The organism is Nesterenkonia sp. DZ6 (assembly GCF_022565835.1).
Classification (GTDB): Bacteria; Actinomycetota; Actinomycetes; order Actinomycetales; family Micrococcaceae; genus Nesterenkonia.
In genome coordinates, this window is the sequence record NZ_JAJOYW010000004.1 from 132,182 (window position 1) to 144,682 (window position 12,501).

The window sequence follows — 12,501 nt, forward strand, 5'->3', positions numbered from 1 at the left end:
CAGTAGAGCCGGACGGGTAAGCCCGTCACAGCAGTCATGGAGAGGCCCGACGACGGCGCGTCCTCAGCTCCTTCACGGAGCAGGGACGGCAGGCGTGGGGCAAGCAAGGTGGTACCGCGCCCGGCAGGCGTCCTTGTGAGTGCGTCAGACCATCGCTCAGCACCACAGCAGGACGGACCTCCATGACCGAGAACAACTCTCCCGTGTATCCCCGCGCATCAGCCGCCGAGTCAGGCGCACGTCGGATCCCCGCCTCCCCGCGCTTCCCGAAGATCGAAGAGCGCGTGCTGGCGCAGTGGGAGAAGGACGGCACCTTCCAGGCCTCCATCGACAACCGGCCCACCGAGGACGCCTCCGGTGAGGCCAACGAGTTCGTCTTCTACGACGGTCCGCCCTTCGCCAACGGTCTGCCGCACTACGGTCATCTGCTCACCGGCTACGTCAAAGACCTCGTGGCGCGTTACCAGACCCAGCGCGGCTCCCGGGTGGAGCGGCGCTTCGGCTGGGACACCCATGGGCTGCCCGCCGAGCTGACCGCCATGAAGGAACTCGGCATGACCGACAAGGCCGAGATCGAGGCCTTCGGCGTGGACAAGTTCAACGACGCCTGCCGTGCCTCAGTGCTGAGGTACACCGGCGAATGGGAATCCTATGTGCACCGCCAGGCCCGTTGGGTGGACTTCGAGAATGACTACAAGACGCTCAACGTGGACTACATGGAATCGGTCATCTGGGCCTTCAAGCAGCTGCACGAGAAGGGCCTGACCTACCAGGGCTTCCGCGTGCTGCCGTACTGCTGGAAGGACGAGACCCCGCTGTCCAACCACGAGCTGCGCATGGACGACGACGTCTACAAGGACCGCCAGGACCCCTCGGTCACCGTGGCTTTCCCGATCACCGGAGGCGGCGCGCACGGCGACGCCCTCACCGGGGTCAACCTGTTGGCCTGGACCACCACACCCTGGACCCTGCCCACCAACTTCTCCGTCGCCGTGGGTCCTGAGGTGGAATACGTCGTCGTCCAGGCACCCGCAGATTCCGCGCTGCCCGGCCGGCACCTGATCGCTGCCGAGCTGCTCGGCGCCTACGCCAAGGACCTGGGGTTCACCGACGCTGAAGCCACCGACGTGCAAGCCACAGACGTGCAAGCCTCCGAAGCGGTGCCTGCCACCGCGGCCGAGGCGGCAGCCGCCGCCGTCGTCGCCCGCTACCAGGGCACCGAGCTGGCCGGGCTCGAGTACGCGCCGCTGTGGGACTACTACACCGACACCGAGACCTGGGGCACCGAGCACGCCTTCCGGGTGCTGGTGGAGGACTACGTGACCACCACCGACGGGACCGGGCTGGTCCACCAGGCCTCGGCCTACGGTGAAGAGGATCAGCGCTCCTCCGAGGAGGCCGGGATCCCGGTGATCCTCTCCGTGGACGAGGGCGCCCGGTTCCTGCCGATGTTCGCCCAGCCCACCCCCACGGGCAAGACCCCGCTGGCCGAGATCGCCGGGGTCCAGGTCTTCGAGGCCAACCGCACCATCATCAACGAGCTCAAGACCTCCGGGCGACTGGTTCGTGAGGCATCCTATGTGCACTCCTACCCGCACTGCTGGCGCTGCCGCACCCCGCTGATCTACAAGGCGGTGACCTCCTGGTACGTGGCTGTCACCCAGGTCAAGGAGCGGATGCTCGAGCTCAACGAGCAGATCAACTGGATCCCGGGCAACGTCAAGCACGGCCAGTTCGGCAAATGGCTGGAGAACGCCCGCGACTGGTCGATCTCCCGCAACCGCTACTGGGGCAGTCCGCTGCCGGTCTGGGTCTCGGACGATCCGGAGCACCCGCGGACCGAGGTCTACGGCTCGCTGGAGGAGCTCAAGGAGGCCTTCGGCGACTACCCGCGCAACGCCGAGGGCGAGCCCGACCTGCACCGGCCCTGGATCGATGCGCTGACCCGCCCGAACCCCGACGACCCCACGGGCGCCTCCACGATGCGCCGGGTCGAGGACGTCCTCGACGTCTGGTTCGACTCCGGCTCGATGCAGTTCGCCCAGGTCCACTACCCCTTCGAGAACGCCCAGTGGTTCGCCGATCACCACCCGGCGGACTTCATCGTGGAGTACATCGGGCAGACCCGCGGCTGGTTCTACACCATGCACGTGCTGGCTACCGCGCTCTTCGACCGCCCGGCCTTCACCAACGTGATCAGCCACGGGATCGTGCTGGGCTCCGACGGCCAGAAGATGTCGAAGTCGCTGCAGAACTACCCGGACGTCTCCGAGGTCCTGGACCGCGACGGCTCCGACGCGATGCGCTGGTTCCTGATGTCCTCGCCGATCCTGCGCGGCGGCAACCTGGTGGTCACCGAGGAGGGCATCCGTGAGAGCGTCCGACAGGTGCTGCTGCCGATGTGGAACGCCTGGCACTTCTTCGGGCTCTACGCCAACACCGCCAACCAGGGCGCCGGCTACCAGGCCAAGTCCGTGGGGGCCGACGACGTCGCCAGCCCGCTGGACCGCTACATCCTCGCCGCCACCGGTGATCTGGTCCGCGAGGTCACCTCCTCGCTCGACGCCTACGACGTCTCCGCCGCGTGTGAGTCGCTGCGCCGGTTCTCCGACACGCTGACCAACTGGTACATCCGCCGGTCTCGGGCCCGCTTCTACGCCGAGGACTTCGCCGCCTACGACGTGCTCTACACGGTGCTGGAGACCTTCGCCCGGGTCTCGGCTCCGTTGCTGCCGCTGATCAGCGAGGAGATCTGGCGCGGCCTGACCGGGAAGCGCTCGGTGCACCTGGCCGACTGGCCAGACCCTGAGGACTATCTGCGCGACGAGCGTGCCGTGGAGCTGATGGAGCTCACCCGTCTGGTCAGCTCCGCCGGGTCCTCGCTGCGCAAGCAGGCGAATCTCCGGGTCCGCCAGCCGCTGGCCAAGCTCTCCGTGGCCGTGCCGCAGGCTCAGGCGCTGGAAGGCACCTACCAGCAGATCATCGCCGATGAGCTGAACCTCAAACAGGTCCAGCTGCTCGACGCCGCGCAGACCGATGCGGCGGACTTCGGCATCGGACAGCAGCTGGTGGTCAACGCCCGCGTCGTCGGCCCCCGACTGGGCAAGCAGGTCCAGCAGGCCATCAAGGGCGCGAAGTCCGGTGACTGGTCGGTCGAGGCCGGCGTGGTGACCGCTGGAGGGTTGGAGCTCTTCGATGGTGAGTACACTTTGAGCACCACGGTCTCCGAAGAGCTCGGCGAGAAGGCCGTCACGGTCCTGGACGGTACGGGCGGCTTCCTGGTGCTGGACACGGAGCTCAGCGAGGAGCTGATTGCCGAGGGCACCGCCCGGGACCTGATCCGCAGCATCCAGCAGGCCCGCAAGGACGCCGATCTGCAGGTCTCAGACCGGATCGAGACCACGGTCACGGCGTCCCCGGCCATCGTCGCGGCGCTGGAAGCCCACCGTCAGCTCGTCAGCGAGGAGACCCTCACGGTGGATCTGCACCCGGTCGCCTGCGAGAGTTCAGCCGAACCGAGCATTCATGTGTCCGTCGTCGAAGGAGCTCGAGCATGAGCGAAGACCTTGATCAGTTCTCAGTGGCCAGCGTCTACGCGGAGCTGCTCTCGCGCGCACCGGAGAACAAGATGGAACCGCGGATGCAGCCCATGGTCGAGGCCATGGACCTGCTGGGGGAGCCGAACCGGACCGCGCCGGTCATCCACATCACCGGCACCAACGGCAAGACCTCCACCGCCCGGATGATCGAGGCCGGCCTGCTGGCCCACGATCTGCGCGTCGGGCGCTACACCTCCCCGCACCTGACCTCGGTGACCGAACGGATCTGCCTCGACGGCCAGCCGGTCGACGACGGCACCTTCGTGCGGATCTGGGACGAGGTGCGCCCCTTCATAAGCCTGGTCGACGCGAAGCTGGCCGACCGCGACGAGGTCCCGCTGACCTACTTCGAATGTGTCACCATCCTGGCGTTCGCGGTCTTCGCCGACGCCCCGGTGGATGTCATGGTGCTCGAGGTCGGCCTCGGCGGCATCACCGACGCCACCAATGTGGCCGACGGATCGGTCAGCGTGGTCACCCCGATCAGCCTGGACCACACCGACCTGCTCGGCGACGACGAGCGCGACATCGCCCTGGAAAAGTCCGGCATCATCAAGTCCGACGGGTTCCTGATCTCCGCCGCCCAGGTCCCGGCCGCGGCCGATGTGCTGCTCGCCGAGGCGCGGGCCAAGAATGTGCCATACCGCTTCGAAGGCGTGGAGTTCGGCGTCGAATCCCGGGTGCCTGGGGTAGGGGGTCAGCAGCTGACCGTCTCCGGCCTGGCCGGACGCTACCCGGACATCCTGCTGCCCCTGCACGGGGCGCACCAGGCGCAGAACTTCGCCGTGGCGGTAGCCGCTCTGGAGGCGTTCATCGGCGGGGGAGACCACGAGCTCAACATCGAGAACCTGCGCCTGGCCGCGGAGAACATCAGCGCCCCCGGACGACTCGAGACCCTGCGCACCGGCCCGAGCATCGTCGTCGACGCCGCGCACAACCCCGCCGGGATCACCGCCAGCGCGCAGGCGCTCAAGGAGAGCTTCGGGCTCTCCCGACTGGTGCTCGTGGTCGGGATCCTGCAGGACAAGGACGCCCGCGAGATGCTCACCGCGCTGTACAAGGAGTATGAGGGTCTGGTCGAGGACATCTGCTTCACCCAGTCCACCTCCCCGCGGGCCATTCCCGCAGGACAGCTCGGAACACTCGCGCTCGAGGTCGGCTACGCCGAGCAGGACATCTACGTCACCGAACGCCTCGACGACGCGATCGACTGGGCGGTGGGGCGCGCCGACGAGGCCGACCCGGGCCTGATCGGCGGCGTGCTGATCACCGGATCGATCACCCTGGTGGGTGAGGCCCGCACGCTGCTGGGCGCACCCGAGGGAACATGAGTCAAGACCCCGAGTCGAGCGGCGAACCAGAACCAGTTCAGAGAACCCCGCAAGAACCAGCACCCAGCACGAGGCAGGAGCAGAGGATGCCCAAGCAGACCCGCGCACAGCGCGAATGGCGCCCCGGACAGGTCAAGGCACCACGATCGGTGAAGACGCTGTTCGCCTCCACCGTGCTGTGCCTGGAGGCAGTGCTGATGTTCTTCTTCAGCCTCATGGCCTGGGGGTTGAACCAGAACGAGTGGTACGCCTGGTGGCTGCTGGGCGGCTCGCTGGCCCTGGCGGTGGTCCTGATCTTCACCTGCGCCATCCTGCAGCGCCGAGGCGGCTATGTGTTCGGCTGGGTGCTGCAGTTCGTGATGCTCTTCGGCTTCATCGCGGTGGCGCTGGTGACCAGCGAAGGCCTGATCGTGCCACTGGCAGCGATCCCCGGCGTGGCCTTCATGGCCTGCTGGTGGTACGCGCTGAACAAGGGCGATCAGCTCGACGACGAGAAGCTCGACAGATTCCGGGCCGAAGAGGCCCTGGCAGAGAACCCGACAAGTGAGGAGCACAAGAATGACTGAACGTACCCTGATCCTGGTCAAGCCCGACGGTGTTGAGCGAGGTCTGACCGGTGAGATCCTGCGTCGGGTGGAGGCCAAGGGCTACCGCGTCACCGCGCTGCAGCAGCTCAGCGCCAGCACCGAGCAGCTGGCGCAGCACTACGCCGAGCACGAGGGCAAGCCCTTCTACCAGCCGCTCGTGGACTTCATGCTCTCCGGCCCGGTGGTCGCCGCGGTCGTGGAGGGTGAGCGCGTCATCGAAGGCTTCCGCTCCCTTGCCGGCACCACCGAGCCGACGACGGCGGCTCCGGGCACGATCCGCGGAGACCTCGGCCGGGACTGGGGCGAGAAGGTGCAGAAGAACCTGGTCCACGGCTCCGACTCGGTGGAGTCCGCCGAGCGCGAGATCGGCATCTGGTTCAGCTGAGACCGCTCGGCTCCTCAGCTCAGCTGAAAGCCTGAACATGACGGCGGCTCCGGTGGATGACTCTCCCGGGGCCGCCGTCATGTTCGCTCAGCGGCTCCGGCTGCCGCCGGCCTTCTTCGGCCGGGAGCCGGAGGTGAAGTCGACCTTGATCGGATCCAGCCGCAGCCGGGTGCGTTCGTAGACCACCTTGGCCGCGCGCATCCGACCGTTCGACTTGTGCGAGGTGTACTCCTCGTACTGCTCGCACACCCACTGCGGGTCGCCGTCGGCGAGCATCTCGCCCTGTTCGATCCAGATCACCCGGGTGCACATCTGCTTGATGGTGCCCAGCGAGTGTGAGACCAGGAAGACGGCGCCGGCATTGGCGCGCACTTCATCCAGGCGCTCCTTGGTGCGTGCGCGGAACTGCGCGTCACCGGTGTTCAGCGCCTCATCGATCAGCAGGATGTCCGGGTCGACGGAGGTGGCGATGGCGAACTGCAGCCGCGAGGACATGCCTGAGGAGTAGGTCTTCAGCGGCATCTCCAGGGCATCAGAGAGCCCCGAGATCTCCACGATCTGATCGTATTTCGCCGCAGTCTGCTCCGGCGAGAGCCCCATGGCCAGGCAGCCGAGCCGGATGTTCTCCCGGCCGGAGATCTCCTTGACCAGTGCGGCGTTGACGCCGAGCATCACCGGGGTCGACGTGGCGTAGACCTCACCGCTGGTGGGGCGGACCTTGCCGGTGAGCAGCTTCATCAGCGTGGACTTGCCGGACCCGTTGGTGCCGATCACGCCGACGGATTCACCGCGGTTGACGATGAAGCTCAGATTCGACAGGGCGTGGACCTCGGCCCAGCCGGCGCCGGTGATCCGTCTGAGGCCTCGAGCGATGCGACCGCCGGAGCCCTTGTTGCCCGTGGATGAGCGCACCCGGTAGGTCATGGAGGCGTCGTCGACGACCATGCAGACATTCTTCGGATCCACGGTCTGGATCACCGGGGTCTGCTGGGTGAACGGATGATCCTCCCAGGCGTCGGCCAGACCGACAGAATCATCGTCCAGTTCTATGGCGAGGTCTTGAGCGATCAGGTCAGCTTCGGTGTCGGTGTTGCGCCGCGGGACATAGGGAGTAGAGGTACTCATCGTTCCTTCCCGTAGCTCTCTTCACCGTGCCAGAAGATCAGGAACCCGATGAGCATTGAACCAGCTGCCCAGGAGCCCAGGACGATCCAGCGGGCGGGATCAGCGAACCCGTCGTAGAGCCAGGCATGACGGATGATGTCGAGGACACAGAAGAGCGGGTTGAGGCCCATCACCGTGTCCAGCCAGTCAACACCCATGTCAGAGTATCGATCTGAGGAGAAGAACACCGCTGAGGTGTAGAACAGGATCCTGGTGCTGAAGCTGATCAAGTGCTTGACGTCGTTGTGCGCATTGACTGCTCGTGCCAGCGCGAGGGACCAGCCGAGCATCACCATCAGCGCCAGTGCGATGCAGGGGAAGAACAGCAGCCAATGCCAGGTCAGCGAGATCGGCACCTCGTCGGCGTCCCCGAGCTGCAGGTCTCCGATGCTCAGCACGAGCAGGGCCATCACGAAGAACATCGGGATGCTGGAGAAGAGCTCGCGGACCGTGGTGGAGATGACCAGGCAGGCACGCGGGAAGTTAAAGGCCTGCACCACTCGTTGGTTCCCGGCGATTGCGTTGGACCCGCCGGAGACCGCGGTGGTGAAGAAGCGGAAGGTGAACACGCCGATGATCAGATACCCGATGAAGTTGTCCACGCCGCGACCGGTCTGCAGCAGCAGGCCGAAGACGAAGAAGTATGCCGTGCCGAAGAGGATCGGATTCAGGATCATCCATACCCGGCCCAGCGAGTCATAGCTGTTGGCCGAGGCGACGCGGGAGTGAGAGTCGTAGTACAGGAAGTGGCGGAAGGACCAGATCTCGCGGATGTAGCGGAAGAGCCCCGGGCGGGCCCCGACCCGGATGAGGTTGCTGCCATCAAGTTGAGCGACCCTGCGAGCTTCGCCTGGCTCCTGGGGTCCACCGGCGCGCTCTAGAGCAGGTGCGGCCATGGTCGTTTCCTTCCTGATACCTCGATCGGGCAGGAGTGCCGTCTCGTTCTCGCGGTCCTCCTGCCTTGTTCTACCACCTATGCGGAGTCGAAGAGCGGGACCGGCTGAGCGCCTGCGAGTCTATCAGCGTCGCCGCTCACCACCGGGTCAGCTTGCCTGCGGAGAGAACAACCCAGGGACGGACTCCCGAAGCTCCTGCTCAAGATGCGGCACCATGGTCTCGACATATTCATTGGTCAGGTGGTGGCTGTCCCGATAGACCAGGATATTGCCGATCACAGCCGAGCATTCCTGGGCGGGGCAGAAGTGCTCGGTGAGATCCAGGCTGTAGGTGTTCTCGGGCAGGTCCAGCTCATTCAGCGGGTTGACGTCGGCGTATTTCTCATACTCCGGGGCGCATTCGATCGAGTCTCCGCCGTCGGCCAGACAGTCGGGGACGTTCTGCGTCTGCCGAGGCGTTCCCCGCACGAGCAGCAGATCCGTTCCGGCCCCCGTGATCGCGTCCCAATGGTCCGGGGCCCCCTCATGCACGCTCTCGGTCCCGGACTCCCGGGGGATCGCGGTGCCCGGGGTCACCACAAGATCGGGCTGACGGTCGGCGACCACATCGGGGAAGCCGGTGAGCCACTCGTCGCAGGTGTTCGGATCCTCGGTGTCGAGCCCGCGGAACACACACCCGCCCTTGGTGGAGACCAGCACTTCCCAGTTGTGCTTCTCTGCAAGGATGATCCACGCGTTGTGCCAGTGACCCGCGTGGGAACCGCCCGCGAGCATGATGGTCTTGGAGGGGTTCTCCGGCTGTGCGGGATCCTCACAGACCAGCACCTCACCGGATCCAGGCTGATCTCCTGTGGGCTGGTGACAGTCGGTCCGCGCGTACTCGGGCACCCGACGGGAGATGCCGCTGAGATCCGGGTAGAACTCGACGTCGCGCGCGGAGCGATCGGTATCGATGATGTCTGCTCCGGGATAGAGCATCCGGTCCACGCCCGCCATGGCGAGGCCGTCCTGCTGCGGGGAGGTGGTCATCTGCACGTAGATCGTGGCGCCGAGTCCACCCACGATCAGCGTGCTGGCGGCCAGCGCGAGCGTCTTCCCGGCAGCTCTTCTCGCTCCTGGGCCGCTTTCGGTGCTGGACGTGCGGGCCAGGGGCTGCTCGACGAAACGGTGGGTCACCCAGCCCAGGAGCAGGGAGAGGGCGAGCACGGACACCGAGTCGGTGAGCGTCAGTCCGGAGGCGCCGCGGAAATCGAGGGTGAAGATGAGCAGCGGCCAGTGCCACAGGAAGAGTCCGTAGGCGATGTCACCCAGCCGGGTGAACGGAGCGGTGGAGAGCAGGCCCGCGGCCGTGCGCCGCGGATCCTTTTGTCCGGAGCTCGGCGGAGTCGCCGAGGCCAGGATCAGCGCCATGCCTGCCAATGGCCAGAGCGCCCACGGTCCGGGGAAGAGCGCCGCCCCGTCCAGGACGAAGCCGCAGCTGATGACCAGGCCGAGCCCGAGCCAGCCAGCGGCCGTGCGCGCCCCGTGCGGGAGCACGAACCTGGCGCCGAGCAGGGCGAGGAGACCGCCGAAGCCCAGCTCCCAGATGCGCGTCTGGGTCAGCAGATACGCCTCTGCCTGGTTCTGCTGCTGCATGACCAGCGCAGCTGCGAAGGAAGCGATCATCAGCAGCACGATGAGCGTCGCCATCGTGACGGTGGGGGAGAACCGGGATCGACGGGCCAGCCAGACGGCGAGCAGCGCCACCGCTGGCCAGATCAGATAGAACTGCCCCTGGACGGAGAGCGACCAGAAGTGCTGGAAGGGACTCGTCTCGGCACCGGCGGCCTCGTAGGAGAGCTGCGAGCGGATCAGCTCGAAGTTCTCGAAGTAGAGCAGCGAAGCACGCGCCTCGGCGATGAGCTGGGCATGTCGGGTGAGCGGGAGCAGGAGCAGACCCGCAAACGTGGTGACCGCGATGACCAGGGCCGCGGGAGCCAAGATCCGCTTCGCCAGTCTCACGAAGTATCGCAGGAAGTCGATCTTCCCCGTTGAACCTGCCTCACGCAGAAGCATCGCGGTGAAGAGGAAGCCGGAGATGGCGAGGAAGATGTCGATGCCCCCGGAGACCCTGCCGGCACCGAACAGGTGGAACAGGACGACGCCGGCGATCGCGAGTCCGCGCAGACCGTGCAGCTCAGGCCGATGGCGTCGTTCGAGGAGCGCGCCTGCCACAGGCTCGTCAGCTCTGGAGGCGCGCGGGGGTGGCACGGAGATCGTTCGAGGCATTATGGCTTAGGCTATCCGATGGACCCGCGTCTGGACGCGAGAGCTCGACCCAACCCCATCCGTACTGAGCGGAAGCTCTCTTGCTGGATCTTACTCGAGGAGCAATCCGATGACCGCAGCGGTGATCTCACCGGTCGCAGCCACTGCGCACGCCCCGTCGAGGTACCGGCCTGACATCCAGGGTCTGCGAGCCATCGCGGTCGGGCTGGTCCTGCTCTACCACGCCGGTGCTCCCTTTCTCGGTGGGGGATTTATCGGGGTAGATGTCTTCTTCGTCATATCTGGGTTCCTCATCACGGGCATGCTGCTGCGTCAGAGTCTTGAGACCGGCCGTGTCGATCTGGCGGACTTCTACGCGCGTCGAATCCGGCGAATACTGCCTGCCGCGACCGTCGTCCTACTGGTCACAGGTATCTCAACGCTGCTGATCCTTCCCAGGACCAGGTGGGAGGACATCGGCCACGACCTCATCGGAAGCGCGCTCTACTACGCGAACTGGGTCTTCGCTGCCAACACCGACTACCTGAACGCCGATACCGCGGCCAGTCCTCTACAGCACTTCTGGACTCTGGCCGTAGAGGAACAGTTCTACATCCTCTGGCCGCTCCTCATCGTGGCGATGCTGTTCGTGGTCACGAAACTTCGCAATGTCGGGTCCCTGCCGCAATCTCCCCAGTTGGATCATCGAAGGATCCGCAGGTCCCTGGAGCTCGGTGTTGCACTGATCATTCTCCCGTCGCTGGCCTGGTCCGTCTATTGGACGGCGGCTGAACCGGCGCGAGCCTATTTCGTGACGACGACGCGTCTGTGGGAACTTGGGATCGGTGCCGCCGTGGCGGTGTTCTCGGTCTACCTGGAGCGTCTTCCAGCACGCATCGGGCATCTCCTCCAGCTCGGTGGGTTGGTGTGTATCGTCCTCGCGGCTGCAACGTACTCAGGTGCAACGCCGTTCCCGGGGGTCGCGGCGTTGCTGCCCACATTGGGAGCTGCTGCTGTCATCGTCGGAGGTATGGCCGGACGTGCCGAATCCGGAGCGGCCAGGTTCCTTGCGTTGAAGCCCATGAGGTGGCTGGGCGACGTGTCCTACTCCCTCTACCTGTGGCACTGGCCGTTGTTGATTTTCGGCGCTCACCTCTTGGGGGACGAACTGCGCTTCAGGCACGGGCTCATCATCGTCGTGCTCGCGCTGTTGCCCGCATGGCTGAGTTATGTCTACATCGAGACTCCGTTCAGGCACTGGACCTACGTGGCAAAGAGGCCTTGGCGAGCCATCAAGGTGGGCCTGGCCATGATGCTGGCATCCGTTCTGTTCGGTCTCACCATGCTCGTCGCCGCGGGCGTCTTCAGGGGTGGCGCCGGAGAAGAGCCTTCCGCCGCTCCCGGAGCGGAAGCGCTGCAGGCGGATGAGTCGGCAGGGGCCGTGGTCAGTCAGGTGAGCTCCTTCGTTCCCCGTGCTGAGGAGGCCGTAGACGATGTTCCGACCTTGTATGAACTCGGGTGCCATCAGGAACCAAATGCGGTCGGCGTCGAACCGTGTGTCTATGGAGACCCCGACTCCGACTATGTTGTCGCTCTGGTCGGCGACTCCCATGCCGCACAGTGGCTTCCCGCCCTCCTCCCGATAGCCGAGGGTCAAGGTTGGAGGCTGGAGACCTACACGAAGTCAGCCTGTTCGCTCAACGGAGTTGCTCTGGCGGACGAGGACGGCTTCTACGAGGAGTGTTACGAGTGGGGACAGAGGATAGTGGAGGAACTCCACGAGCACGCCGACCTGGACCATGTCATCGTGAGCGGTTCTCGATACAACGTCCCGGACGGTGTGCCTGAATCGGTCCACTCGGGAAGCGTGGAAGAAGGATACTCGCAGGTATGGAGCGACTTGGCGGAAGGGTCCATTCCGGTGACAGTGATACTTGACAATCCCAGGATGCAGATCGATCTGCCGGAATGCGTTGCCGAACACTCTGAGGCTCTCGAAGAGTGCGCCGTCGACCGCGAACAGGCAGTGGAAGCCAGTGGCTACGCTCAACAGAAGACTGCTGCGCAGTCCAGCGGGGCGACGGCCATCGATCTCACCGACTCGATCTGCCCCGAACAGGAGTGTGCACCGATCATTGGTTCGGTCTTGGTCTACAGGGATTCGCACCACCTCACGGCGACCTATGCCGCCACGCTCTCATCGCACCTCGAGGAGGAGCTTCGGGACCGAGGTGAGTTGCAATTTGTTGATGATGGAGAGTGAAGTGGGGCTAGCCTTGTGTCCTGTAACGC

General features: G+C 65.5%; 8 protein-coding genes. 5 read left to right on the top strand and 3 right to left on the bottom strand.

The features are described from left to right. The first annotated feature begins 182 nt into the window (after positions 1–182). The 4 genes from ileS (at position 183) to ndk (ending at position 5,902) form a co-directional block, all read left to right on the top strand. The gene (ileS, locus tag LTH93_RS10990; protein ID WP_241470965.1) at positions 183–3,557 is read left to right on the top strand and encodes an isoleucine--tRNA ligase; all 3,375 of its coding nucleotides are present in this window, start codon (positions 183–185) and stop codon (positions 3,555–3,557) included. Then, a complete protein-coding gene (locus LTH93_RS10995; protein ID WP_241470966.1) occupies positions 3,554–4,930 on the top strand; it encodes a bifunctional folylpolyglutamate synthase/dihydrofolate synthase in 1,377 nt (458 codons plus the stop codon). Before ileS ends, LTH93_RS10995 begins: the two co-directional genes overlap by 4 nt. 86 nt (positions 4,931–5,016) lie before the next feature. After that, on the top strand, positions 5,017–5,496 hold the full coding sequence (locus LTH93_RS11000) for a DUF4233 domain-containing protein (RefSeq protein ID WP_241470967.1): 480 nt from the start codon (positions 5,017–5,019) through the stop codon (positions 5,494–5,496). Continuing rightward, a complete protein-coding gene (gene ndk, locus LTH93_RS11005) occupies positions 5,489–5,902 on the top strand; it encodes a nucleoside-diphosphate kinase (RefSeq protein ID WP_241464956.1) in 414 nt (137 codons plus the stop codon). The genes LTH93_RS11000 and ndk overlap by 8 nt, the downstream gene beginning before the upstream one ends. 87 nt (positions 5,903–5,989) lie before the next feature. Here ndk and LTH93_RS11010 read toward each other — a convergent pair whose 3' ends face one another. The 3 genes from LTH93_RS11010 to LTH93_RS11020 form a co-directional block, all read right to left on the bottom strand. Further along, positions 5,990–7,027: an ABC transporter ATP-binding protein gene (locus LTH93_RS11010; protein WP_241470968.1), complete on the bottom strand. Its 1,038-nt coding sequence runs from the start codon at positions 7,025–7,027 to the stop codon at positions 5,990–5,992. Further along, the gene (locus tag LTH93_RS11015) at positions 7,024–7,962 is read right to left on the bottom strand and encodes an ABC transporter permease (protein WP_241470969.1); all 939 of its coding nucleotides are present in this window, start codon (positions 7,960–7,962) and stop codon (positions 7,024–7,026) included. Before LTH93_RS11015 ends, LTH93_RS11010 begins: the two co-directional genes overlap by 4 nt. Positions 7,963–8,109: 147 nt before the next feature. Beyond that, positions 8,110–10,230 carry an acyltransferase family protein gene (locus LTH93_RS11020; protein WP_241470970.1) on the bottom strand — a complete coding sequence of 707 codons (2,121 nt, stop codon included), beginning with the start codon at positions 10,228–10,230 and terminating at the stop codon, positions 8,110–8,112. 109 nt (positions 10,231–10,339) lie between these two features. On the opposite strand from LTH93_RS11020, the gene LTH93_RS11025 reads away from it, so the two are divergent. Further along, positions 10,340–12,472: an acyltransferase family protein gene (locus LTH93_RS11025; protein WP_241470971.1), complete on the top strand. Its 2,133-nt coding sequence runs from the start codon at positions 10,340–10,342 to the stop codon at positions 12,470–12,472. Positions 12,473–12,501: the final 29 nt, after the last annotated feature.

Coding starts and splice junctions, on each gene's coding strand:
- ileS (WP_241470965.1), top strand. CDS start 183: ATGACCGAGAACAACTCTCCCGTGTATCCCCGCGCATCAGCCGCCGAG.
- LTH93_RS10995 (WP_241470966.1), top strand. CDS start 3,554: ATGAGCGAAGACCTTGATCAGTTCTCAGTGGCCAGCGTCTACGCGGAG.
- LTH93_RS11000 (WP_241470967.1), top strand. CDS start 5,017: ATGCCCAAGCAGACCCGCGCACAGCGCGAATGGCGCCCCGGACAGGTC.
- ndk (WP_241464956.1), top strand. CDS start 5,489: ATGACTGAACGTACCCTGATCCTGGTCAAGCCCGACGGTGTTGAGCGA.
- LTH93_RS11010 (WP_241470968.1), bottom strand. CDS start 7,027: ATGAGTACCTCTACTCCCTATGTCCCGCGGCGCAACACCGACACCGAA.
- LTH93_RS11015 (WP_241470969.1), bottom strand. CDS start 7,962: ATGGCCGCACCTGCTCTAGAGCGCGCCGGTGGACCCCAGGAGCCAGGC.
- LTH93_RS11020 (WP_241470970.1), bottom strand. CDS start 10,230: ATGCCTCGAACGATCTCCGTGCCACCCCCGCGCGCCTCCAGAGCTGAC.
- LTH93_RS11025 (WP_241470971.1), top strand. CDS start 10,340: ATGACCGCAGCGGTGATCTCACCGGTCGCAGCCACTGCGCACGCCCCG.